At 60.1% G+C, this 22,166-nt stretch carries 24 protein-coding genes; 11 read left to right on the plus strand and 13 right to left on the minus strand.

Annotation, left to right across the window (positions count from 1 at the left end):
* Nucleotides 1–3: 3 nt before the first annotated feature.
* The 3 genes from WG939_RS11580 (at nucleotide 4) to WG939_RS11590 (ending at nucleotide 3,485) form a co-directional block, all read left to right on the plus strand.
* Nucleotides 4–357 (plus strand): hypothetical protein, encoded by a 354-nt coding sequence (locus tag WG939_RS11580; RefSeq protein WP_339985961.1) that lies wholly within the window; start codon nucleotides 4–6, stop codon nucleotides 355–357.
* A gap of 168 nt (nucleotides 358–525) precedes the next feature.
* Nucleotides 526–3,120 carry an ATP-dependent Clp protease ATP-binding subunit gene (locus tag WG939_RS11585; protein ID WP_339985963.1) on the plus strand — a complete coding sequence of 865 codons (2,595 nt, stop codon included), beginning with the start codon at nucleotides 526–528 and terminating at the stop codon, nucleotides 3,118–3,120.
* Nucleotides 3,121–3,314: 194 nt separating this feature from the next.
* A complete protein-coding gene (locus tag WG939_RS11590) occupies nucleotides 3,315–3,485 on the plus strand; it encodes a DUF4236 domain-containing protein (protein ID WP_339985965.1) in 171 nt (56 codons plus the stop codon).
* Between the two features lie 16 nt (nucleotides 3,486–3,501).
* Here the strand turns inward: WG939_RS11590 and WG939_RS11595 are convergent, their stop codons facing one another.
* Both WG939_RS11595 and WG939_RS11600 read right to left on the minus strand, forming a co-directional pair.
* A complete protein-coding gene (locus WG939_RS11595) occupies nucleotides 3,502–3,657 on the minus strand; it encodes a hypothetical protein (protein WP_339985967.1) in 156 nt (51 codons plus the stop codon).
* Nucleotides 3,654–4,526, minus strand: a complete 873-nt coding sequence (locus WG939_RS11600) for an A/G-specific adenine glycosylase (protein WP_339985969.1) — start codon at nucleotides 4,524–4,526, stop codon at nucleotides 3,654–3,656. The genes WG939_RS11595 and WG939_RS11600 overlap by 4 nt, the downstream gene beginning before the upstream one ends.
* Nucleotides 4,527–4,581: 55 nt before the next feature.
* Here WG939_RS11600 and WG939_RS11605 point away from each other — a divergent pair, with 55 nt between their 5' ends.
* Together WG939_RS11605 and WG939_RS11610 are read left to right on the plus strand one after the other, a co-directional pair.
* Nucleotides 4,582–5,199, plus strand: coding sequence for a carbonic anhydrase (locus WG939_RS11605; RefSeq protein WP_339985971.1), 618 nt, complete (start codon nucleotides 4,582–4,584; stop codon nucleotides 5,197–5,199).
* A 54-nt stretch (nucleotides 5,200–5,253) separates the two neighbouring features.
* On the plus strand, nucleotides 5,254–5,904 hold the full coding sequence (locus WG939_RS11610) for a hypothetical protein (RefSeq protein WP_339985972.1): 651 nt from the start codon (nucleotides 5,254–5,256) through the stop codon (nucleotides 5,902–5,904).
* On the opposite strand, the gene disA is transcribed toward WG939_RS11610, so the two are convergent.
* The 3 genes from disA to WG939_RS11625 all read right to left on the minus strand — a co-directional run bounded on the left by disA (nucleotide 5,901) and on the right by WG939_RS11625 (nucleotide 9,264).
* The gene (gene disA, locus WG939_RS11615) at nucleotides 5,901–6,968 is read right to left on the minus strand and encodes a DNA integrity scanning diadenylate cyclase DisA (protein WP_339985974.1); all 1,068 of its coding nucleotides are present in this window, start codon (nucleotides 6,966–6,968) and stop codon (nucleotides 5,901–5,903) included. The genes WG939_RS11610 and disA overlap by 4 nt on opposite strands.
* Nucleotides 6,969–8,327, minus strand: a complete 1,359-nt coding sequence (radA, locus tag WG939_RS11620) for a DNA repair protein RadA (protein WP_339985976.1) — start codon at nucleotides 8,325–8,327, stop codon at nucleotides 6,969–6,971.
* 388 nt (nucleotides 8,328–8,715) lie between these two features.
* On the minus strand, nucleotides 8,716–9,264 hold the full coding sequence (locus WG939_RS11625) for a hypothetical protein (RefSeq protein ID WP_339985978.1): 549 nt from the start codon (nucleotides 9,262–9,264) through the stop codon (nucleotides 8,716–8,718).
* 207 nt (nucleotides 9,265–9,471) lie between these two features.
* On the opposite strand from WG939_RS11625, the gene WG939_RS11630 reads away from it, so the two are divergent.
* The 5 genes from WG939_RS11630 to rlmB are packed head-to-tail and all read left to right on the plus strand — an operon-like array spanning nucleotide 9,472 to nucleotide 13,585.
* Nucleotides 9,472–10,050: a CarD family transcriptional regulator gene (locus tag WG939_RS11630; RefSeq protein WP_339986102.1), complete on the plus strand. Its 579-nt coding sequence runs from the start codon at nucleotides 9,472–9,474 to the stop codon at nucleotides 10,048–10,050.
* Complete coding sequence (ispD, locus tag WG939_RS11635) at nucleotides 10,022–10,777, plus strand: 2-C-methyl-D-erythritol 4-phosphate cytidylyltransferase (RefSeq protein WP_339985980.1); 756 nt, start codon at nucleotides 10,022–10,024, stop codon at nucleotides 10,775–10,777. Before WG939_RS11630 ends, ispD begins: the two co-directional genes overlap by 29 nt.
* Nucleotides 10,737–11,255 carry a 2-C-methyl-D-erythritol 2,4-cyclodiphosphate synthase gene (gene ispF, locus WG939_RS11640; RefSeq protein WP_339985982.1) on the plus strand — a complete coding sequence of 173 codons (519 nt, stop codon included), beginning with the start codon at nucleotides 10,737–10,739 and terminating at the stop codon, nucleotides 11,253–11,255. Before ispD ends, ispF begins: the two co-directional genes overlap by 41 nt.
* Nucleotides 11,256–11,275: 20 nt before the next feature.
* Nucleotides 11,276–12,634, plus strand: coding sequence for a cysteine--tRNA ligase (gene cysS, locus WG939_RS11645; protein ID WP_339985985.1), 1,359 nt, complete (start codon nucleotides 11,276–11,278; stop codon nucleotides 12,632–12,634).
* Nucleotides 12,635–12,643: 9 nt separating this feature from the next.
* Nucleotides 12,644–13,585, plus strand: a complete 942-nt coding sequence (gene rlmB / locus WG939_RS11650) for a 23S rRNA (guanosine(2251)-2'-O)-methyltransferase RlmB (RefSeq protein WP_339985987.1) — start codon at nucleotides 12,644–12,646, stop codon at nucleotides 13,583–13,585.
* A gap of 235 nt (nucleotides 13,586–13,820) precedes the next feature.
* Here the strand turns inward: rlmB and WG939_RS11655 are convergent, their stop codons facing one another.
* Genes WG939_RS11655 through WG939_RS11665 form a run of 3 tightly spaced genes read right to left on the minus strand, consistent with a single transcriptional unit; the run spans nucleotide 13,821 to nucleotide 16,439 of the window.
* A complete protein-coding gene (locus tag WG939_RS11655) occupies nucleotides 13,821–14,669 on the minus strand; it encodes a metal ABC transporter permease (RefSeq protein ID WP_339985989.1) in 849 nt (282 codons plus the stop codon).
* Entirely contained in the window at nucleotides 14,669–15,370 is a 702-nt protein-coding gene (locus tag WG939_RS11660) for a metal ABC transporter ATP-binding protein (protein WP_339985991.1), read from the minus strand. The genes WG939_RS11655 and WG939_RS11660 overlap by 1 nt, the downstream gene beginning before the upstream one ends.
* Nucleotides 15,371–15,389: 19 nt before the next feature.
* A complete protein-coding gene (locus WG939_RS11665) occupies nucleotides 15,390–16,439 on the minus strand; it encodes a metal ABC transporter solute-binding protein, Zn/Mn family (RefSeq protein ID WP_339985993.1) in 1,050 nt (349 codons plus the stop codon).
* A gap of 186 nt (nucleotides 16,440–16,625) precedes the next feature.
* Between WG939_RS11665 and WG939_RS11670 the strand changes: the two genes are divergently transcribed.
* Nucleotides 16,626–17,690 (plus strand): LacI family DNA-binding transcriptional regulator, encoded by a 1,065-nt coding sequence (locus tag WG939_RS11670; RefSeq protein ID WP_339985995.1) that lies wholly within the window; start codon nucleotides 16,626–16,628, stop codon nucleotides 17,688–17,690.
* On the opposite strand, the gene otsB is transcribed toward WG939_RS11670, so the two are convergent.
* The 5 genes from otsB to thrE are packed head-to-tail and all read right to left on the minus strand — an operon-like array spanning nucleotide 17,660 to nucleotide 22,107.
* Nucleotides 17,660–18,418, minus strand: coding sequence for a trehalose-phosphatase (gene otsB, locus WG939_RS11675; protein WP_339985997.1), 759 nt, complete (start codon nucleotides 18,416–18,418; stop codon nucleotides 17,660–17,662). The genes WG939_RS11670 and otsB overlap by 31 nt on opposite strands.
* A gap of 10 nt (nucleotides 18,419–18,428) precedes the next feature.
* Nucleotides 18,429–18,848, minus strand: coding sequence for an META domain-containing protein (locus WG939_RS11680; protein ID WP_339985999.1), 420 nt, complete (start codon nucleotides 18,846–18,848; stop codon nucleotides 18,429–18,431).
* Between the two features lie 2 nt (nucleotides 18,849–18,850).
* Nucleotides 18,851–20,272: an alpha,alpha-trehalose-phosphate synthase (UDP-forming) gene (locus WG939_RS11685; RefSeq protein WP_339986001.1), complete on the minus strand. Its 1,422-nt coding sequence runs from the start codon at nucleotides 20,270–20,272 to the stop codon at nucleotides 18,851–18,853.
* Nucleotides 20,273–20,281: 9 nt separating this feature from the next.
* Entirely contained in the window at nucleotides 20,282–20,635 is a 354-nt protein-coding gene (locus WG939_RS11690) for a hypothetical protein (RefSeq protein WP_339986003.1), read from the minus strand.
* A gap of 56 nt (nucleotides 20,636–20,691) precedes the next feature.
* Nucleotides 20,692–22,107: a threonine/serine exporter ThrE gene (gene thrE / locus WG939_RS11695; RefSeq protein ID WP_339986005.1), complete on the minus strand. Its 1,416-nt coding sequence runs from the start codon at nucleotides 22,105–22,107 to the stop codon at nucleotides 20,692–20,694.
* Nucleotides 22,108–22,166 lie beyond the last annotated feature (59 nt).

Raw genomic sequence — 22,166 nt, forward strand, 5'->3', positions numbered from 1 at the left:
TTTATGAGGAAACTAATTGCATCGATTGTTGTTATTGTTGGCTCCCTTTTTGTCGCCCCGTTGGCATCCGCTCAGCCTGGCTACGGTGGGTACATGCCACTTGCTCCAGGTGAAATCGCTCGCGAAAATGCGAAGTCACCTATTCAGAAGCTGCAAGATCAAGCCCTGATGAGCACGATGCAGGCCTCCTTCCTGGGTATGGCTGTGCCGGATGCTCCTCAAGCATTTGGTCCTTTGGGGGAGTGCGTGACCCGAGTGTCCGGTAGTGCCGAGATTCAGCCAGTGCAGATGGTTGCCACGTGGGTCTGCTTGGCTACGAATCCATCGCTTAACCCACTGCCGAAGTGGTACATGTAGGCCCGTTTTATGATGTTTTTGGCGCTGTTCGCTCAAGGCGTACAGCGCCTTTTCTGCTGGTAGGCGTGCCTTTTGGCGTCGAGAAGCGTGCTGCTGGCGCGAAAGTGGAAATTATCCGTCGCTGCCCGCGTTAGAGTAGGTGCAATTAGCAATTAAAAGGAGAATTCCATGTTCGAGAGGTTTACCGACCGCGCTCGCCGCGTGATTGTGCTTGCCCAGGATGAGGCTCGCATGCTCAACCACAATTACATCGGCACCGAGCACATCCTGCTTGGCCTGATTTCCGAGGGGGAAGGCGTTGCTGCGAAGGCGCTGGAGTCCATGGGCATCAACCTTGAAGACGTGCGCCGTGAGGTCGAGGAGATTATCGGCCACGGTTCGACCCCTCCGACCGGCCACATTCCATTTACCCCACGCGCCAAGAAGGTGCTCGAGCTTTCCCTGCGTGAGGGCCTGCAGATGGGCCACAAGTACATCGGTACCGAGTTCCTCCTACTCGGCCTGATCCGCGAGGGTGAAGGCGTCGCTGCACAGGTGCTAGTCAAGCTCGGCGCAGACCTGCCTCGCGTGCGCCAGCAGGTTATCCAGCTGCTTTCCGGCTACGAGGGTGAGCAGGGCGCGCCTGACGACGCCTCCGGTGGCGGTAATCTTGCCGGCGCTGGCGCAGCTCCAGGTGGCCGCTCCCAGGGCGGAGTAGGCGAGCGCTCTAATTCTCTGGTCCTGGACCAGTTCGGTCGTAACCTGACCCAGGCTGCCCGCGAAGGCAAGCTGGACCCAGTGGTCGGCCGTGAGAAGGAAATCGAGCGCATCATGCAGGTGCTGTCTCGCCGCACCAAGAACAACCCAGTGCTCATCGGTGAGCCTGGCGTTGGTAAGACCGCTGTGGTCGAGGGCCTGGCTCTGGATATTGTGAATGGCAAGGTACCGGAGACGCTGAAGGATAAGCAGCTGTACTCCCTGGACCTCGGTTCCCTGGTCGCTGGTTCCCGCTACCGCGGTGACTTCGAAGAGCGCCTGAAGAAGGTGCTCAAGGAGATCAACCAGCGCGGCGACATCATCCTCTTCATCGATGAGATCCACACCCTCGTTGGCGCGGGTGCCGCTGAGGGGGCCATCGACGCTGCCTCCCTGCTGAAGCCAAAGCTGGCTCGTGGTGAGTTGCAGACCATCGGTGCCACCACCTTGGATGAGTACCGCAAGCACATCGAGAAGGACGCCGCACTCGAGCGTCGCTTCCAGCCAGTTCAGGTCCCGGAGCCATCCGTGGAGATGACCATCGAGATCCTGAAGGGCCTGCGCGACCGCTACGAGGCACACCACCGCGTTTCCATCACTGATGGCGCCCTCGCGGCAGCTGCAAACCTGTCCTCCCGCTACATCAACGATCGTTTCTTGCCAGACAAGGCCGTTGACCTCATCGACGAAGCTGGCGCTCGCATGCGCATTAAGCGCATGACCGCCCCAGAAGGCCTGCGCGAGATCGACGAGCGCATCGCAGACGTGCGCCGCGAGAAGGAAGCCGCCATTGACGCGCAGGACTTCGAGAAGGCGGCTGGCCTGCGCGACAAAGAACGCAAGTTGGGTGAAGAGCGCGCTGAGAAGGAAAAGCAGTGGCGCTCCGGCGACCTGGAGGAGATCGCCGAGGTGGGCGAGGAGCAGATCGCTGAGGTGCTCGGCTCCTGGACTGGTATCCCGGTATTCAAGCTCACCGAGGAAGAGTCCTCCCGCTTGCTCCACATGGAAGACGAGCTGCACAAGCGCATCATTGGCCAGGAAGACGCCGTCAAGGCTGTCTCTCGCGCGATCCGCCGCACCCGTGCCGGTCTGAAGGATCCAAAGCGTCCATCCGGTTCCTTCATCTTCGCTGGTCCTTCCGGCGTGGGTAAGACCGAGCTGTCCAAGGCGCTCGCTGAATTCCTGTTCGGTGAGGAAGATGCCCTCATTCAGATCGACATGTCCGAATTCCACGACCGCTTCACCGCGTCGCGCCTCTTCGGTGCCCCTCCGGGATACGTCGGCTACGAAGAGGGCGGCCAGCTCACCGAGAAGGTGCGTCGCAAGCCGTTCTCCGTCGTGCTCTTCGACGAGATCGAAAAGGCCCACAAGGAGATCTACAACACCTTGCTCCAGGTCCTTGAAGACGGCCGCCTCACCGATGGTCAGGGCCGCATGGTGGACTTCAAGAACACCGTCCTCATCTTCACCTCCAACCTTGGTACTAGCGATATCTCCAAGGCCGTGGGCATGGGCTTCTCCGGCTCCGGCGAGCAAGATGCCGAGGGCCAGTACGAGCGCATGAAGGGCAAGGTTCACGACGAACTGAAGAAGCACTTCCGCCCAGAGTTCCTCAACCGTATCGATGAGATCGTGGTCTTCCATCAGCTCAACCAGGAACAGATCGTTCAGATGGTGGACCTGCTCATTGCTCGCGTGGACAAGGCTCTCGTGGCCAAGGACATGGGCATTGAGCTCACCGAGGCTGCCAAGAACCTGCTGGCCAAGCGCGGCTTTGACCCAGTGCTGGGTGCACGTCCGCTGCGCCGCACCATCCAGCGAGAAATCGAGGATGTCCTCTCCGAGAAGATCCTTTACGGCGAATTCGGTGCCGGCGAGATCGTCACCGTGGATGTCGAAGGCTGGGACGGCGAGTCCAAGGGCGAGGACGCCAAGTTCGTTTTCGGCGCTAAGCCAAAGCCACTGCCAGAGGGCACGTTCTCCGAGATTTCTCCGGAGGCAGTCGAAGCGGTGTCTGACGTAGAGTAAGCCTTTCTAGGTCGGCCCGGCAGGCGTGTCCTGCCGGGCTTTTGCTTTGTCTGCATTTGGCGCGTTTGTCGTGTCAAACTGGTCGTAGAATCAAGGACAAGAGTGGGAGGGCCCTTGAATAAAAGTGGATTTACGACCAACTCGTTACGAACACGGCGAACCTAGGCAAGCGTGCCAAGGTAGAATCCGTCTCTATGGGTATTCAATTCCGTGAAAAGAAGAAGGTCGGCAAGAACAGCTGGATCAACATCTCCGGCTCCGGCGCCTCCGGTTCCACAAAGATCGGTCCAGTGACCATCAACAGCCGTGGTGGCGTCTGGGTGAAGCTCCCGGGTGGACTGACCTACCGCGGTCGCTGGAAGTAAACCGCTAAAACCCAGCTCAACCTCGGTCGATGTCGCGCTGAATATCGGACGCAGCCTCGCGCATTTCCGGGTCATGGTCGTCCATGGACTTGTCCGGCCGGCTTTTCAGACTGCTAAGTCCACCAATGATCATGAAAATGACAATTCCGAAGCCCCATAGATAAGTGATCATGTGGCCGAGGGTAGCTGAAAACGATTGTCTTCGGTTTGCTCCGCCAGCCCGTCCTCGATCAATGAAAACAAGGCCCGCGATCGCTGGGCCGCATCGGGCCACACCACGTCAATTTCTGACTGGGGAACTGGCGCAGTCGCAGTTCGCAGCACGCTCATGATGAGGCCCCGTACCTGCCTGTCTGTTCCCTCAAACTTCTGGACCCGACGTTTGGCTGCCGCCAGCTCCTCTTCGGTAGGGGAAGGGCAGCCTGCCTGCTGCCAGGCACACAGATCCATAACCGGGCACTCATCGCACCTAGGGCGAGTCGTACACACCAGCGCCCCCAATTCCATCAAAGCCACTGAGAATTCGGCCGCGCCTTCTGCTGGCAACAACTCGGAAACCAACCCGAGCTCGCTCTTGCGGGCGGGGCCGGGGAGGAACTGGCCGTCGATAAGCCTGCGGTACACGCGTCGGACATTGGTGTCCACGACGGGCACGCGCTGGCCGTAGGCGAAGGCGGCGACGGCTCGGGCGGTGTAGTCGCCGATTCCGGGCAGAGCGAGAAGCTTGTCGACATCCGATGGAACCTCGCCCCCGTGCTCTGCGACGATCGCGCGGGCGCAATCCAATAACCGGAGGGCGCGCCGTGGGTAGCCGAGTCGATCCCAGGCGCGGAGTACCTGATCGGGGGTGGCTTTGGCGAAGTCGGCGGGGGTAGGCCAGCGCTCAATCCACTCTTTCCAGATGGGCTCCACCCGAGCGACTGGGGTTTGTTGGCTCATCACCTCGGAAAGCAGAATTCCCCAGGCAGAAGTGTGTGGGTTTCGCCAAATGATGGTGCGGCCGACTGCGCGGTACCAGTCGATGAGTCGGGTGTGGAGCATAATCCGTCACTGTAAAAGGTTTCGAAACTTTCCTCAAAAGAGCACAATGGAAGGTATGCGAGACGTCACAGTTGTAAACCCTGCAAATATTTGGACCGCTCTGAAAGAGGGCAACAAGCGCTACCAAGATCACGAAATGCTGCACCAGAATCTGGATGCTGCTCGTCGTGAAGAGCTGGTTGCTGGCCAGAAGCCAATGGCTGTCGTGCTCGCTTGTTCGGACTCCCGCGCGCCAGTGGAGCACATCTTTGACCAAGGTGCTGGCGACATCTTCGTGATCCGTACCGCGGGCGAAGTTCTGGACATGGCAGTGTTTGCTTCCCTGGAGTTCGCCGTGCAGGGGCTGGGCGTGAAGAACCTCATCGTCATGGGCCACGAGTCCTGTGGCGCTGTAAAGGCCACGAAGGCTGCGTTGGAAGGCGGGGAGATCCCACCGGGATTCCAGCGCGTGCTGGTAGAGAAGGTTGCCCCATCGATCCTCAAGGCTAAGCGCCAGGGCATGACCACTGCTGACGAATTTGAAATCGAGCACGTCCGCGAAACCGTCGACATCATCCTCGATCGCTGCCCAGTGATCAAGCAGAGCCTCGATGAGGGTTCCCTCGGCGTCGTGGGCGCACGCTACCGCCTCGGCACTGGCGCTGTTGAGGCAATCGTCGAGCTTGGCGTCTAGACACACCACACGGGGCTAGCTGTTTTCCGGCAGCTAGCCCTTTAAGCTGAGTGTGTGAGCCAGAGACTTCCAGAGATTATCTACATTCGACGTCGCGTCGCGGCGGCCGTCATCGTGCTGATCGTTGTCGCTCTCTCCATTTGGCTCATGGTTAGCCTCGGAGGCTCCAAGGAAAGCCCTAATGCGGCCCCAGAACCGACCAATGCGTTCGCGCAGAACTCGGCAACGCCAACCCCGTCGCAGTCTCCTTCGGCGTCCGCATCAGCTTCTGCAACCCCATCTTCTTCCGCGACTCCAACCCCGGAAGTGAAGAAGACCTGCGCGCTGGAAGACCTCATCATCTCGGCTTCAGCTGACAAGCCATCCTACGGCCCCGACGAGCGACCAAAGTTCTACCTGACGGTAAAGAACCCAACCGCCGCAGAATGCAAGATTGACCTGCGCAAGGACGGTCTGCGCTTCGAGGTCTACGACCTGGCCACCAACAAGCCAGTCTGGGCCGACACCGACTGCAACCCAAGCGAAGACACCAGCGAGCGCATCTTCCCAGCAGGCGAGGAACGCCACTACGAGGCGATCTGGTCCCGCACCACCTCCGAGCCAGGAAAGTGCGACGCTCGCCAGCCAGTGCCAGCAGGCAGCTATTTCCTCCACACCCTGGTGGGTAAGAACAACTCCGAGGCCTTCACCTTCAACCTGGGCTAAGCCTTCAGCCTGAGGAGCCCGTCACGGATGTGGCGGGCCCACAGCGCACCGACGCTTTCGACAGCAGCGATCTCATCGACGCTGGCCTCCAGCAACTTATTGGAATCGCCGAAAGCGAGAATCAGCTTGTCCATCAGGAACGGCTGGACGCGAGGCACGCGACCCAGAATGCGGTAACCACGAGGCACAATCCACTGGTGGAGGGCTTCTTCAGCCGTCGGGAAGCCCAAAATGCGGGCGATGTGGCTCGGCTTCACGATGTCGATATCGCTCAGCGCCTCGAGCTCGGCCAGCGCGTCCTTGACCTCATCGTCTGAAGGAAGGCCTGCGGCCACGAGGTAGTCGCGAATAATGAATTCGCGGTCCTTGTCGTTATCGCCGAATAGCTCCTCCAACTGGACGCGCAGTTGCTTGCCGTCGGTACCGAGCTCAACGACGCTGCGGTCAATGGTCTCCGCAGCACGGCGCAGCATCTCGAGGCGCTGGACAACCGTAATGACGTCAGACAGGGAAGCGTAGTTGTGAAGCTCGGCCATGAACAGGCGCTCATTGACCTGGTCCAGGCGCGTGCGGTAGCGCTCCATCGTGGCCAGACCCTGGTTGGCGCGCGACAGAATGTCCGAAGAGCCTTCCAGGATGTGGCGCTTCTTGTCCACATACACCGTGATGATGTTCATCGACTGGCTCACTGAAATCACCGGGTAGCCGGTTTGCAACGCGGTGCGTTCTGCCGAGCGGTGGCGAGTGCCGGACTCTTCGGTTGGGAACATGGGATCCGGCATGAGCTGCACATTTGCGCGGCGAATGCGGGAGCCGTCGGTGGAGAGAATGACGGCGCCGTCCATTTTGCAGAGTTCGCGAAGGCGAGTAGGGGCGAACGGAACGTCGATCTCGAAGCCGCCATCGGAGATGGCTTCCACCTGCTCGTCGTATCCGAGCACAATGAGGGCGCCGGTGCGGCCGCGGAGGATGCGCTCAAGGCCGTCGCGAAGCCCGGTGCCAGGGGCGAGGCGCTCCAGGGTGGCGCGGAGGGAAGATGGTGGCGTCGCGACGATTTCAGTCATTTAGGAACCTAACTTAACTTCAGCGAGGGCACTCGCAATGTCTTTAACGTATGTGACTTTCATACCAGGTACATCCACACGCTCACCATCCGGAACGAGCGCGCGGGTGTAGCCCAAACGGGCAGCTTCTTGCAGCCTACGCCTGATGTTCGGAACTCGACGTATTTCCCCAGCAAGACCGACCTCGCCGATCACCACCATGCGCTGCGGGAGAGCGCGATGATGGGCTGCAGAGGCGGTGGCGAGGGCGACCGCGAGATCGGAGGCGGGCTCGAAAATCTTCATGCCACCAACCGTTGCCACATAAGCATCCTGGTCGGCGGTCTTCAGGCCTGCGCGGGCAGCGAGCACCGCCAGCACCATCGGGACGCGAGTGGAATCGAGGCCGGTGACCGCGCGCCGGGGATTCTTCGCAGGGGACTGCACGAGCAGGGCCTGAACTTCAGCGAGGATGGGGCGTACGCCGTCCATCGACACCATCACGGCCGTGCCGTCCGGGGTTTCCTCCTTGTGCGAAAGGAAAAGCCCTGAAGGATCGGGCACTTCGTGGATGCCATCGGACTGCTGCTCGAAACAGCCCACCTCATCAGTCGCGCCGAAACGATTCTTGATGCCACGAAGCATGCGTAGCGAGGAATGTCGATCGCCCTCGAAATTCAGCACCACATCCACCAGGTGCTCCAGCACGCGCGGGCCAGCCACGTTGCCATCCTTGGTGACGTGGCCGACCAACAGCACGGGAATGCCCTTCGTCTTGGCCAGCGTTGTCAGCGCGGCCGTGACCGCACGCGATTGCGCGACACCACCGGAAACACCCTCGACACCCGGAGCGGTCATGGTCTGCACCGAGTCCACGATCAGCAGTGAGGGCTTCAGCTGCTCCACATGCCCGAAGACCACATCCAGATTGGATTCCGCGGCCAGATACAAGGAATCGATGACGGCGCCGGTGCGTTCAGCTCGCAGGCGAACTTGGCCTGCGGATTCCTCGGCCGTCACGTACAAGGCGACGCGGTCCTGCCGTGCCCAACCTGCCGCAACTTCCAACAGCAGCGTGGACTTGCCGACGCCGGGTTCGCCGGCGAGCAACACGACCGAACCGGGAACAATGCCACTGCCGAGCACACGATCCAGTTCGCCGATTCCGGTCGAAATGGACGTGCTAGCACTCGCGCTGATCTTGCTCATCGGCAGGGCAGGGGAGGCTGGGGTCAGGGCCGTTACTTTCGTATCCGCCCTTTGCGTTGCCCCCAGTTCCAAGGTCCCCCAGGACCCGCATTCCGGGCAGCGGCCCAACCACTTCGGGCTGGAATATCCACACTCGCTGCAGGTGTGAATGCTTCGTTCCTTCTTGGCCATGATGTTGATCGTAGATCAGTTCCGGAAGACAAGGATAAGTAACAAGGAAAGCGAGGTCACGGGCAGTAAAGTCGGCATGTTATTGTGCGGGATTCATATTTGCGATCGCATTTGATGCTCGTCCTGACTCAGGCAATCCTGTGGGATTCACAGCCGTCCATCCATGCTCTGACAACCCATTAAGTTTGACGAGAATGATTAGACGAAGATTCAAGGTCACTACATTGCGCTGCACGGCCCATCCTGCAATCCTCGTCAAAACAGATTCGTCAAAGTGGAAAACGGCTTCAGCATCACAACGGCAAGCGCAATTTGTTCTTATTGTTGAAAACAACAGCAGGCGAAGACATCCCGTCTGGGGGCGTCTTCGCCTGCTAGAGGTTAAGAATTAGTGAGCCTTTGGAGCCTCAACGCGGTTGTCCTGGCCATCCTCATTGTGGTTGGTGGCGATGGTGGCCTTGAGGTCGATCTTGCCGGAGTCGAAGGTGAACTCAACTGGCTTCTGACCACCAACGGCGAGGCCATTGTTCTCGATCTTGGTGTCGATGTAGGTGATGCAGATCTGCTCGTTCTTGGTCAGCTTCTCGATGTTTTCCTTGGTGTCGGCAACAACGGAGCAGTTACGCTTAAGGGTCGGCTTTTCGGAGAGTTCAACGTCCTTGCCGTCAACCTTCACGGACTTCAGAGCGTGCTCCTTGCCGGAGGTATCGGTGTTAACTGCGGTGAATTTCAGGCCAGCGGTCTGATCTTCGTTGACGATGACGGTGACGTCGCGCACGGCCACGGTCTTGTCTTCAGTGTTGGCGCCTGCGCCGTCCACTGCGGCAACCTGGTCAGCGGTCTGGGTGATCTGGCCTGCGCTGCAAGCGGAGAGTGCAATTGCGGCTGCGCCTGCTACGGCAACGAGAACGGAGCGGCGGGCAGTCTTGAAGATCATCACTTGGATACGTCCCCCATCTGAGGCTTTTGGGCAAGTTATTTGTCGAATAGCTAGTTTAGCCCCCAGCGTGGGGAAACACACACTCGATTCCAGTCTAACTGGTGGTTTCACCCCAAAATCACACCTCATTGGTGGTAATCAAGCGGATAATCCGCCGTGGTAGAATGACTGACACTGTCTTCAATGTTTCAAACGGGAGTGGATATGGAATTCAAGGTCGGGGACACTGTCGTCTATCCGCATCACGGCGCAGCGCAGATTGAGGCCATTGAGCAGCGCGAGCTTGGCGGCAAGATGATGGACTACCTGGTTCTGCAAATCCGCCAGTCTGATCTCGTTGTCCGCGTCCCAGCAAAGAACGCTGAGCTCGTTGGCGTGCGCGATGTTGTGGGCGAAGAGGGACTGCAGAAGGTCTTTTCCGTCCTGCGTGAAACCGACGTTGAAGAAGCGGGTAACTGGTCCCGTCGTTACAAGGCTAATCAGGAGCGTCTTGCTTCCGGTGACGTGAACAAGGTTGCCGAGGTCGTGCGCGATCTGTGGCGTCGCGACCAGGATCGTGGCCTTTCCGCTGGTGAGAAGCGCATGCTGGTGAAGGCCCGCCAGGTGCTCGTCGGTGAGCTCGCGCTCGCGGAGACCGTCGATGAGGCAAAGGCCGACGAAGTGCTCGCGGAGATGGACGCCACCATCGAGCGCCACCGCGCAGCAGGCAATGAACCGGAAAAGGTTGCCCCTCTGGAAGAGGATATTGACCTCGATGACCTCAACTTCGACGACGAAGACTAGTCGCCCCGTCACCGCACTGATCGCCGCCGCCGGCAAAGGCACTCGCCTCGGCGCGCCGATCCCGAAGGCTTTTGTCTCGCTGCGCGGAAAAACTCTTCTCGAGCGCAGCATCCAAGCCATGATCAACTCGGCCGTGGTCGATGACATCATCGTCCTGGTCAGCCCAGACATTGAAGACTACGCCCGCGAACTGCTCACCAAACGTGGCATGTTCGACGCCGGCGTCCCCATCCGACTCGTCCACGGCGGCGGCGAGCGCGCCGACAGTATCTGGCAAGGGCTGCAAACGCTTATCGACGACCGAGTGGTCCTCATCCACGACGCCGCCAGGGCGCTGACCCCTCCGGGCATGATCGCCAGAGTCGCGAGAGAGGTTCTCGCTGGTAGCGAAGCGGTTATCCCTGTTGTGCCAGTCGCGGACACAATTAAACAAGTAGATGGTGCTGTGGTCGTCGATACGCCCGACCGCGCTACGCTGCGGGCGGTGCAGACGCCACAGGGCTTTGACCTGGCCGCACTGAAGGCCGTGAACGAGAAGTTCTTTGCGGGTACCTTCGACTTCGTCCCGACAGATGACGCCAGTTTGATGGAATGGGCGGGTCGGGAAGTGGTGACCGTGCAAGGCGATCCGATGGCCTTCAAGGTGACAACACCGATGGACATGGTCCTAGCCCAGGTCATCACCGATGACGCCGAACCAACGATCTTTGAGGTGCCTAGTGAATAACTTGATCCCGCGGGTGGGAATTGCCAGCGACGCTCACCAGATTCAGCAAGGCAAGCCATGTTGGATCGCTTGCCTGCTGTTTGAAGGCCAGGATGGCTGCGAGGGGCATTCCGATGGCGACGTGGTTGCCCACGTGGTTGTCGACGCCCTGCTGTCCGCCTCTGGGCTCGGTGACCTCGGTTCCTTCGTCGGTGTTGGCCGACCTGAATACGACGGAGTGTCCGGTGCTCAGCTAATCCGCGAGGTCCGCGAGCTGTTGGACAAAGAAGGCTTCGTCGTTGGCAACGTGGCTGCGCAGCTCATCGGCCAGACCCCAAAGATGGGGCCTCGCCGTGCCGAAGCGGAAAAGGTGATGTCCGAGCTCCTTGGCGCTCCAGTATCCGTTTCCGCCACCACCACTGACCACATGGGCTTCACTGGCAGAGGAGAGGGACGCGCTGCCATTGCGACGGCGGTTGTCTTCAAAGAAAGTCGTTAGCAACCGCTAGACTAAATCACGTGACTTTACGCATTTTTGACACCAACACCCGTAGCCTCCGTGAGTTCGTTCCAGTAAAGGAAGGGCACGCATCCGTCTACCTGTGTGGTGCCACCGTGCAATCGATTCCGCACATCGGACACGTCCGATCTGGTGTCGCCTTCGACATCCTCCGCAACTGGCTGGAAGCCAAAGGCCTCGACGTTGCCTTCGTTCGCAACGTCACCGACATCGACGACAAGATCCTCCGCAAGGCCGAGGAAAACGGCCGGCCGTGGTGGGAATGGGCAGCAACGCATGAGCGCCACTTCCAGTGGGCATACGACCAGCTCGGCGTTCGTCCGCCAAGCATCGAGCCTCGCGCCACTGGCCACGTGACCGAAATGGTCGAGTACATGCAGCGGATCATCGACAACGGACACGGCTACGCAGCTGACGGCAGCGTCTACGCCACCCCAACCACCATCGAGGGCTACGGTCAGCTCTCGGGCCAGAAGCTCGATGAGATGGACCAGGGGGAGACCGACGTCACCGGCAAGCGCGATCCACGCGACTTCGCCATGTGGAAGGCAGCCAAGCCAGGCGAACCAAGTTGGCCAACCCCATGGGGACGGGGCCGTCCAGGCTGGCACATCGAGTGCACCGCCATGGCAACCAAGTACCTCGGTGGCACCTTCGACATTCACTGCGGTGGCCTTGACCTGCAGTTCCCTCACCACGAGAACGAGATCGCTCAGGCTCACGCAGCTGGCGATGGTTTTGCCAACTACTGGATGCACAACGGCTGGGTGACGATGTCCGGCGAAAAGATGTCCAAATCCCTCGGCAACGTACTGTCTGTGCCGAACATCCTCGAGATCGTGCGCCCAGTGGAACTGCGCTACTACCTCGGCTCCGCGCATTACCGCAGCATGCTGGAGTACTCCGAGGCCGCGCTCAAGGAAGCAGCCGCCGGCTACCGCCGTATCGAGTCCTTGCTGGAGCGCGTCGGCAAGGTGGAGAAGACCACCTGGACCCCTGCGTTCGAGGCTGCGATGGATGACGATATTTCCGTGCCTAAGGCGCTTGCCGAGATCCACAACACCGTGCGTGCTGCGAACTCGACCAATGACAAGGAAGAGCAAATTAGGCTCGCCGGCCAAGTTCGTGCAATGATGGCGATTCTTGGTGTTGACCCGCAATCTGAGCAGTGGGCGTCGGAAAGCAATGCTGGTGGTGACCACGCGCTGTCCGTCCTCGTTGAGGCAGAGCTGGCCCGTCGCACGAAGGCGCGCGCCGAAAAGGACTGGGCAACCGCCGACGAAGTGCGTGACCGCTTGGCAGAGGCAGGCATCGAGGTCACCGACACCCCAGACGGCCCACAGTGGTCGCTATCTTAAGGAAACAACATGGCTGGTAACGATCAACGACGTGGCGCGGTCCGCAAGTCCAATAAAAAGGGCATGGTCAAGGGCACTGGTGGGCAGGCCCGACGCTCCCTCCGCGGCAAGGGGCCGACGCCAAAGGCTGAGGACCGCGAGTACCACGCAAAGTACAAGGCGAAGAAGGCTGCTGAACGACGTGCACAGGGCCGCCACGAGAAGGAACAAGACGAGTTCGTCGTGGGCCGCAACCCTGTTGTCGAGTGTCTGCACGCCAAGGTGCCTGCCACCGCCCTGTACATCGCCGAAGGTACCGCCAAGGACGACCGTCTATCCGAGGCCGTGTACCTGGCGCACAACCGTGCCATCCCGGTGATCGAGAAAGCGAAGCATGAAATGGACCGCATGACGGGCAACATGCTGCACCAGGGCATCGGCCTCGTCGTCGAACCATACAAGTACGCCACCGTGGACGACCTCATCGACCGCGTGAACGAGTCCGGCGAACCAGGCATGATCGTCATGCTCGACAACATCACCGACCCACGCAACCTCGGCGCGGTGATCCGCTCTGTTGCTGCCTTTGGCGGCCACGGCGTTATCATCCCTGAACGTCGCTCCGCTTCCGTCACCGCTGTGACCTGGCGAACCTCTGCAGGAACCGCAGCGCGTCTGCCGGTCGCCCGCGAGGTGAACCTTGTGCGCACGCTCAAGCGCCTCCAGCAGGCCGGATACCAGGTCGTAGGCCTCGACGCCGGTGGCGATCACACCCTGGACACCTACGACGGCACCGATCCAGTGGTTATCGTGGTTGGCTCCGAAGGCAAGGGCATCTCCCGCCTGGTCGGCGAAACATGCGACACCATCATGTCCATCCCGATGGAAGGCTGGGTTGAATCCCTCAACGCCGCAGTGGCAGCAGGCGTTGTGCTGAGCGAGTTCGCAAGGCAGCGCCGCGTAGCGAAGTAGCTCCCGCGGTAATAACCCGCCAGATGCAGCGTATCGACGTTGCATCTGGCGGTTTTGTGTTGCGGGCCAAGGCGATGCAGGGCTCCCCGCGTGAAGTGTGAATTTAGGAACCCGAGTTTCGGAGCTAAGTCGTGCTTTTTCGGGGATTTTTACCCGAAACTCGGGTTCCTAAACTCACGGTTTGAGAAGGTAGCTAGGAAAACGAGCCCGCAGTGATTCCAGATTGGCCCCACCACTAGTGGGCGCAGCAGGCCTCTGCCTCACGCACTTGCACTACCTTTCCTTTTCGCCAGCCGATAACGCGGCAAATGAGGTAGATCAGGAACGAAATTGAGGTCACGAAGACGCTGACTGGGAGGCCCGGTGCGAGGGATAGCACGAGGCCACCAACTGCGGATACCTCTGCGAAGAGCAGGGACCACAACACAGCGCTCACTGGGTTCGAGGTGATCTGAACAGCAGCGGCACCCGGGGTGATGAGCAGCGCCATCACCAGGAGAGCGCCAACGATCTGCACAGATTGGGCGGCGGTGAGGCCGACCAAGACAGCGAAGAGAACCGCAATCCAGCGAACCTTGATGCCGGCCGCCGCTGCGATGATTGGGTCGGCGGAAGCGAAGAGCAGCGGGCGCCAAAGCAAGGCGACGGCGATCACCACGAAAGCAACGACGGCAGCTAGTAGCCACAAAGAATTTCCGGAAACGCCGACAATTTGGCCGGTTAGCAAGGAGAAGGCGGTGGATGATTTTCCGGGGTAGAGGTGGATGAACAGCACTGAGAGGCCCATGCCGAAGCTCATCACCACGCCGACGGCGCTGTCTTGCTGGTTCATTCCGAGCAGCGCCAACACGATGGCCGCCACGACAGAGCCCACGATGGCGCCCACGCCGACGTTGAGGCCGAGCAATAGCGCAGCAGCCGCGCCCATTAGGGCCAGCTCAGAGGTGCCATGCACGGAAAACGACATTTGGCGCAGCACAATCAGTGGCGCCATGACTCCCGAGACAATACCCAGTAGAGCAGCGGCGATGAGTGCTGTCTGCACAAACTCGACATTCAGCAGGTAGAGGGTTTGTTCCAGCATTAGACCACAACCAATCGGCCGTTGACGTTGATGACCTCCACCTGGGCTCGGTACAGCTCAGACAGCACTTCCGAGCGCATAACTTCCTCAACCGGCCCGAGAGTGTGTCCATAGGGGCCGAGGTAGAGCACACGATCCACTACGTTCAGGATCGGGTTGATGCCGTGGGTGACGAAGAGGACCGCCGTGCCGTGTTCTTGCCGACGGGCGTCGAGAAGCGCAACGGTGCGTTGCTGCGCGCCTGGGTCGAGGGAGAGGAGGGGTTCGTCGCAAAGCAGCAGATCAGGGTTGTTGGCGAGGGCCTGCGCCTGCCGCACCAGCTGTTGCTGGCCACCCGACATTTTGCCCACGCGCATGTCCGCGAGATGTTCGCCGCCGACTTCGCGCAGCAGGTCGAGCACCGCGCTTTTCGACGCCCGTCGGTCCCGCAACACGCCGTGCGCGAGCGACAGTCCCACCAGGTCTTTTGCGCGCATCGGCAGGTCCATGGGGAACATTCGCTGCTGCGGGATGAAGCCAATCCGCCCGGTTACATCAACGCCACCGGCGGAGAGATCGCGGGTGCCCAAAATGGTGTGAAGCAGGGTGGATTTCCCGGCGCCGTTGGGGCCGAGGATGGCGATGAACTCACTAGGAGCGACCTCAAAGTTGAGATCGCTCCATAGCGGGGTCACCGCCGCGTCGGTGAATTTCACAAGCACGGTATTGAGGATATCTCAACTAGTGGCTGTGGCCGACGTGGCCAGCTTCATCTTGGAATTCCTTCACGGTCTTGGAGAAGAAATCAAAGAAGTTGGTGCCTGGATCTGGGGTTTCCGCTACCTCGATCACTGGGATGTGCTTTGCCTCGGCTGCCTCGCGGATGCGGGTGGAGTACGGGGTCTTGGTCTGTGGGGTGTCCACGAGCAGCTGGACCTCGCCGGAGTTGATCAGCTCGAGGAAAGCATTGACATCAGCAGCTGCTGGCTCGGACTCGCTCAGGGTCGTGGCGCGGTAGCCCGCTGGGGTGATGTCAGTCATGTGGGTGTGCAGCAGGATGTGGTCTGCGATTGGGTGAGTCTGGGCGATCTTTGCCTCAGGGAGAGCGTGGATCTGCTTGTCCAGCCCATCGATCTTCGCCTTAGCTGCATCAACGTTCAACGCAACAGAGGAGTCCTTCTCCTGGATAGCCTTGGCAGTGTCCTCCACGACCTGGGTCAGCGCGCTGGTGTTGTACCAAACGTGCTCATTCTCCTCGGCTCCTTGTGCCACTGGGCCGTGGTCGTGGCCGGCGTGAGCGTCCTCAGAGTGGCCGTGCTCAGCGTGGCCATGCTCAGCGTGGCCGTGCTCAGCGTGGCCATGATCGGCATGAGCCTCTTCGGAGTGGCCGTGCTCGCCATGGCCGTGCTCGCCATGGTCGTGATCGTGGTCGTGTTCACTGAGCTCAAGCGCGTGAACGACCTTCTTTTCGTCGACCTTGGAGTAAAGCCACGAGTCGTAGCCGCCACCGCCGACAACGATGATGTCGGCTTCTTCGGCCTTTGCCATGTCCATGGCGGAAGGCTCAAACGAATGCGGATCGGTGTCGTTTCCCTTGACGATCGCTTCGATCTTCACCTTTGGATCGTCCGTCATTGCGTCCACAACATCTGCCCACACCTGCGTGGAAGCCACGATCTTGATGCTGTCCTCATCCTTGGCCTGGTCATTTCCGGCCGAGCATGCGGTCAGGCCAGCAGCGGTGATGGCAATGAGTGCAGAACTGAACAATCTCTTTGGGAAATGAGTCATGGCCCTATCACACCCCTAATGGGAAATGCTGTCAAATCCTTATGGGGGTAATTTTTCAATAAGGGTGGGTTGTTGGAAAATTGGTGTCGGCCGGGTGAAAAACATCCCCTGTTTGGGCAAGCTCACCTGCAGAAATGGGAAAATTCTTGTCCAATTAGGGGAAAGATTTCGTGATAGTCTTTCTGCATGCCCAAACGCATGACTGCCCGAGGAACACTTGCTTCGCTCGCAGCTGAACTTGGTGTTTCTCGCACGAGTGTGTCGAATGCATACAACCGCCCTGATCAGCTATCTCCTGCTCTCCGAGAAAAGATCCTTGCGACCGCCGAGCGACTGGGTTATCCCGGTCCCGACCCCGCTGCGCGTTCCCTGCGCACGAGGCGCATCGGCACGATCGGCGTGCTTTTTACTGATGACCTCACCTATGCGTTTGAGGACTTGGCATCGGTGGATTTCCTCGCGGGCATGGCGGCGGCTTCCCAGGAGGATCGGACGTCGCTGACGCTCATCCCAGCGGGCCCTTCGGGAGGCGTCGATCCGCATTTGTTGGTCGGCCAGGCCGTGGTGGACGGCTTTGTGGTGTATTCGGTTGCTGCGGAGGATCCATACTTGCAGGCAGCGGTTTCGCGAAAGTTGCCGGTTGTAGTTGTAGATCAGCCGACTAATTCGGAGCTGCCGTGGGTGGGAATCGATGACTATCATGCGATCGCACCGGCGGCGCAGGCGCTGCTTGACGCTGGGCACCGCAAGATCGGCATTTTGTGTATTCGCCTTGATCGGCAGCGCAACGATGGGCCAGTGTCTGCGGAGAGGTTGGCGTCGGCAAGCTTGCATGTGCAGAAGGCTCGTGTGGAAGGGGCGTTGGCGGTGCTGGCGGCCGGTGGCGTCGATCCGCGACAGGTGCCGATCGTGGAGCGGTACATCAACGATCGCCCCAACAATCTCGATGCAGCCCGCGAACTCCTCGAGGCGCACCCCGACCTCACCGCAGTGCTGTGCACGACCGACTCGATGGCCCTGGCGGTGCACGAGTACCGGCCGGAGGTGTCCGTCACCGGTTTCGATGGCATCGAGACGGCGCTGAAAAGTGGGCTGACCACCGTGATCCAGCCGAACCGGGACAAGGGGGCTGCGGCTAGGCACATGCTTGGCGGGCTTATCGACGCCCACCTGTCCGACCGCGCCCCGGACCTGGAGAATATCGTGTTGCCGACTCGCTTTTATGCAGGCGAGAGTGTGCGACGCATCTGAAGCAGTTCCTTCAGAAACGTTTCGACAGCGTCAACGTCAGTGACACGCAGGTGTGCGAGGGTTTCGCCATCGCCCACGCGGACGCCGAGGTCATTCGGCCCTAGGGCGCGCATGCCGTTTTCGTCCGTGAAATCATCGCCGAGGAACACGACGGCATCCGCGGAGTAGTTCTCCCTGGCCTGGGTGATCCAGGTGCCCTTGGTGACGTCGAGGACCGAAAACTCCTCTATGCATTTGCCGTGGGTCAGGTGTACGCCGTCGGTGGCGAGTGCGGTGGCGCGCTCCACGAGGCCTTCGTGCAGGTCAGGGGACACCTTTCGGTAATGCAGCACCCGGTGGACTGGCTTGTGTTCAATGAAGGCGCCGTCGATGCCGTCGACAAGCGCTTCAAGCTGGCCGGTGAGTTGTTCTAGCTTCTCGCTCTGTTCGGAGGTGAGGGTGATACCTTCGGCGCCGTGGCTGCCCACGAGTTGGATGTCTCCGACATCGCCCGCCACCTGCGCGAGTCCGGCGAGGTGACGACCGGAGAGGATCGCTGTGTGGGTGTTGGGGAGGTTGCCAAGCGCCTGGAGCGCTGCGATTGATTCCCGGTTGACGGGCACGTGCAAGGCGTCGGTGGAAAAGCCTGCGAGCGTGCCGTCGAAGTCGGACACCACTAGCAGCGTCGGAGCGCCTGCAACCCGGGTGAGGGCGGAGGTGATGTCAGCGGGGGAGGAGTAGCTTGTCATGCACTCCAACTTAGTTGGAAGCCACCAAGCGGACACCTTGGCGGTCAAATTCCCCGGTCTTGGTGAGCAACAATTCGTCGCCTGACTTCTTCACTTCGAACTCGCCGGCGAGGAGATTCGTCAGCTGATCGTGAAAGAAACGCTGGCTGCCCTCGCACGTGGGGTCCTGGAAGTTCATGTCGCTGAACGATGCCTTCTCTGGCTGGTCCGCATTCGGGCTAAAGTGCACCCGGCCCTGGATTTGAGAGCAACCGGTGGAACCAGTGACGGTTGAGCCGCCAAAGACCAGGTAGGCAGGCTCGGGGACCTGCGACGGGAACTGGTCGCTCACGTACACGTTCGTGATCTGCCATGTTGTGGACATCGGAATGTCCGTCGAGCATGCTGACAGCGCGCAGGCGCAGGCTAGAGCAGCGAGGAGTTTGCGCATGTTTAGTGCTCCTCCAAAGCAGAGAGGAAGCTGTTCGCCCACAGATTGACGTCGTGTTCCATGACCTGTCGGTGCAGGACGCGCATGCGTTCGCGGGAGTCCTCCGCTCCGGAGGCAACGTCGTTGATGGCGGACAGCAGTTGGCGCTTGACCGACTCAAGATCGTGTGGGTTGGTCAAGTAGGCTTCGCCCAGCTCTACTGCTGCACCGGCAAACTCACTGAGCACAAGCGCGCCGGAGTCTTCGTGGCAGGCCACGTATTCCTTGGCCACCAGATTCATGCCGTCCTTCAAAGGAGTGACCAGCATGACATCGGCAGCCGCGTAGTAGCCCATCAGCACATCCTTTGGCACGCTGCGGTGGATGTAGTGGACCACCGGCGAACCAACCTCTGCATACAAACCGTTGATTCGGCCGACAGCCGACTCAACCTGGATTCGGGTCTTGCGGTAGTGGTCAATGCGCTCGCGGGAAGGGGTTGCGATCTGCACAAAAACCACGTCCCGAGGGTCAATGGCCTTGCTCTCCAGCAGCTCCTCAAACGCCAGCAGGCGCTGCAAAATGCCCTTGGTGTAGTCAAGGCGGTCGACGCCCAAAATCAGGATCTTGTTGCCCAGCCGTTGCTTCAGATCGCACGGGCGCTGCGCCAGCTGCGCAACCTCAGCCGAATCGATCGAGATTGGGAACGCAGCTACCCCTACGGCCCGGCCGTCCGGTGCCTTGACCGACGCGGTAACCGCGCGTATCGACGGCGTTCCTTGCGTTTCTAGCTCATCAGGCTGGCCAATATGGGATCCTGCCGCTCCGGAAATTTGCTCCGAGAGGGCAAGGAAATTCTTGGCGTTTTCCACGCTGTGGAAGCCGATGAGGTCCGCGCCGAGGAGGCCACGCATGACCTCTTCCCGCCACGGCAGTTGCCGGAAAAGCTCGGCGCCGGGGAATGGAATGTGCAGGAAGAAGCCGATTTTCAGGTCCGGGCGGATCTGGCGGAGGATACCAGGCACGAGTTGCAGTTGATAATCCTGAACCCAAACGGTTGCGCCTTCGGCTGCGACATTGCTGACCGCTTCAGCGAACTTGAGATTGACCTCGCGGTATGCCTCCCACCAGTGGCGGTGGAACTTCGGCGTGACAATCAGGTCGTGGTAGAGAGGCCACAAGGTGGCATTGGAAAAGCCCTCGTAGAACAGTTCGTAGTCGCTCTGAGTAAGGGAAACCGGGTGGAGCAGAATTCCGTTGTCAGTACGGAAAGGCTCTGGGCATTGGTCGGGTACGCCGGGCCAACCAACCCAACAACCTTGGTGCTTCGCCAGCACAGGACTCAAGGCAGTAACAAGACCGCCCGGGCTTGGTTGCCAGCTTCCATCCGCGGTGAGATCGACGGGGAGGCGATTGGCAACTACGACGAAGCTATTTCCACCCATGCAGCCAGACTACGCCTTCTTGGTCGTCTTCTTCGTAGCCTTCTTTGCGGCCTTCTTGGTGGCCTTCTTTGCAGCAGCCTTCTTCGTGGCCTTCTTGGTAGTCTTCTTTGCAGCCTTAGTGGTGGCCTTCTTGCGGGTACGCTTGGTGGCCTTCTTTGGAGTCGCTTCTTCGAATTCTGCGGCTACGCGACGATGAATCAGCCCCTCTGGCTCAACACCGAGCATGCACGACAGCGTGACGGCATCCAAGAAGTCAGTGGAGTACGTTGCGACGATCCGGCGGGCAGCGAGGGCGGTTTCCTCCTCGAGAGCAACCATGTATTCGGCAGCAGCGGAGCGGGTGTCGGTCACCTTGGGTGGCAAGGATCCTCCTGAATTCGAAAGCTAACTGAGCACGTAGGCATTCTATCCTACGCCATCTAACCCTGTGGCAGTGGCTTGTGGAAGAAGCGTCGCCGGGTGATGAACGCCCGGTACGGGTTGAAGCGTGGCGGACGGCGCAGCTTGCGGGCAATCCATTCGCCGAGCACCACGCCGGCGGCTAGCGAGGTTGCGATTGCAAGAGCCAAAGCCATGTTCGTGAAACCGATGAGCAGCTGCTCATTCAGGATGGCGTACATGCCTCGGTAAATAGCCAAACCGGGCAGCAATGGGGTGATGCCGGAAACGGACACGATGAGTGGTGGGATCAGGAATCGACGAGCAAGCAAACCACCGGCAAGACCGATGATCGTGGCCGAGATGCCGATGCCAACCACGGGGCCGACGCCGTTTGGAATCAGCAGGAAGTAGTACACCGAGGAGCCGGCAGCGGCGGTAAGCCCGGCGATCCACATGGAGCGCCATTCCACGAAGCAGGCCACGGCGAACGCCGCGGAGGCCAAGGCACCCGACACCACCTTGACCGTGGCCGAGGAGAAATTGGGAGCTGGCGTCGTCTGGATTGGTGGCAAATGGATGCCTAGGGCATCGGATACCTGGATACCCATCGCCACGCCCGCGACGATACCGCCGGTCATCAGCATCGTTTCGAAGAATCGAGCACTCGCAGTCACGGGCGCTCCTGTGATGCCATCCTGCAATGCCTGCACCAAGGTCAGGCCTGCGAGCATCACCACGATGCCCGAAGCAATAATCTGACTTGGCGCGATCACAAATCCGCGATTAATGGCAATGACATAGGCAACGGCTGCGGGCACTGTTGCCACGAAACCGCCGAAAATATTTTGGAAGAAAAGCGGTAAGCCTTTGGCGTCGAGAAATTCGTTGCCCACCATGATCACTGCGCCCGCAACCAGCGAGATCGCCGCAACCAACAAACCACCGCCGAGGAGAACGGCAACCGCGGCGGCCATGAGTGCCCAGCCGAGGGTGAATCGCCACCAGCGGGCTTGCGGGCGGGTGGAGATGATCTCGTCGAGGATTTGCTCGGCCATGTCAGGGGAAGTGGCGCCGGCTTGAATCGAGCGGATCAGGCGGTCGACTTCGGCAAGCTGGCCGAAGTTGGTTCCCAACCTATTGACCACACGGAACACACTCACCGGGGTCTTGAAGGTGCCCATGTGTGTGAACAGGGTGATGGTGTTCATCGTGATGTCCACGTGTGCATAATGCAGGCCATAGGCGCTGGTCACCGCGCGGATCTGGGCCTTGGTGTCATTGTTTCCAGTGCCGGACATCAGCAGGATATCGCCGATGCGAGCCGCAATATGCATCACGCCCGCTACCTGGCCGGGATCTGTCAGATCAATCGGGGCGAGCGGGGATGGCGGCGGGGCAGCCTTCGCTGCGTCAATTGTGGCGATGCGTCCGCGTCCACGGAAAAATTCAAGCACGTCCCACCCTTTCCCTGTCCTTGGCTAACGCTGCCATTGTAGGTGCCTTGCCTAATCTT

The organism is Corynebacterium sp. H130, from assembly GCF_037572395.1.
Classification (GTDB): Bacteria; Actinomycetota; Actinomycetes; order Mycobacteriales; family Mycobacteriaceae; genus Corynebacterium.

Bases quoted from the DNA above. Each gene is read 5' to 3' on its own strand.
- WG939_RS11580 (WP_339985961.1), top strand. From the start codon at position 4: ATGAGGAAACTAATTGCATCGATTGTTGTTATTGTTGGCTCCCTTTTT.
- WG939_RS11585 (WP_339985963.1), top strand. From the start codon at position 526: ATGTTCGAGAGGTTTACCGACCGCGCTCGCCGCGTGATTGTGCTTGCC.
- WG939_RS11590 (WP_339985965.1), top strand. From the start codon at position 3,315: ATGGGTATTCAATTCCGTGAAAAGAAGAAGGTCGGCAAGAACAGCTGG.
- WG939_RS11595 (WP_339985967.1), bottom strand. From the start codon at position 3,657: ATGATCACTTATCTATGGGGCTTCGGAATTGTCATTTTCATGATCATT.
- WG939_RS11600 (WP_339985969.1), bottom strand. From the start codon at position 4,526: ATGCTCCACACCCGACTCATCGACTGGTACCGCGCAGTCGGCCGCACC.
- WG939_RS11605 (WP_339985971.1), top strand. From the start codon at position 4,582: ATGCGAGACGTCACAGTTGTAAACCCTGCAAATATTTGGACCGCTCTG.
- disA (WP_339985974.1), bottom strand. From the start codon at position 6,968: ATGACTGAAATCGTCGCGACGCCACCATCTTCCCTCCGCGCCACCCTG.
- radA (WP_339985976.1), bottom strand. From the start codon at position 8,327: ATGGCCAAGAAGGAACGAAGCATTCACACCTGCAGCGAGTGTGGATAT.
- WG939_RS11625 (WP_339985978.1), bottom strand. From the start codon at position 9,264: ATGATCTTCAAGACTGCCCGCCGCTCCGTTCTCGTTGCCGTAGCAGGC.
- WG939_RS11630 (WP_339986102.1), top strand. From the start codon at position 9,472: ATGGAATTCAAGGTCGGGGACACTGTCGTCTATCCGCATCACGGCGCA.
- ispD (WP_339985980.1), top strand. From the start codon at position 10,022: ATGACCTCAACTTCGACGACGAAGACTAGTCGCCCCGTCACCGCACTG.
- ispF (WP_339985982.1), top strand. From the start codon at position 10,737: ATGACGCCGAACCAACGATCTTTGAGGTGCCTAGTGAATAACTTGATC.
- rlmB (WP_339985987.1), top strand. From the start codon at position 12,644: ATGGCTGGTAACGATCAACGACGTGGCGCGGTCCGCAAGTCCAATAAA.
- WG939_RS11655 (WP_339985989.1), bottom strand. From the start codon at position 14,669: ATGCTGGAACAAACCCTCTACCTGCTGAATGTCGAGTTTGTGCAGACA.
- WG939_RS11665 (WP_339985993.1), bottom strand. From the start codon at position 16,439: ATGACTCATTTCCCAAAGAGATTGTTCAGTTCTGCACTCATTGCCATC.
- WG939_RS11670 (WP_339985995.1), top strand. From the start codon at position 16,626: ATGCCCAAACGCATGACTGCCCGAGGAACACTTGCTTCGCTCGCAGCT.
- otsB (WP_339985997.1), bottom strand. From the start codon at position 18,418: ATGACAAGCTACTCCTCCCCCGCTGACATCACCTCCGCCCTCACCCGG.
- WG939_RS11680 (WP_339985999.1), bottom strand. From the start codon at position 18,848: ATGCGCAAACTCCTCGCTGCTCTAGCCTGCGCCTGCGCGCTGTCAGCA.
- WG939_RS11685 (WP_339986001.1), bottom strand. From the start codon at position 20,272: ATGGGTGGAAATAGCTTCGTCGTAGTTGCCAATCGCCTCCCCGTCGAT.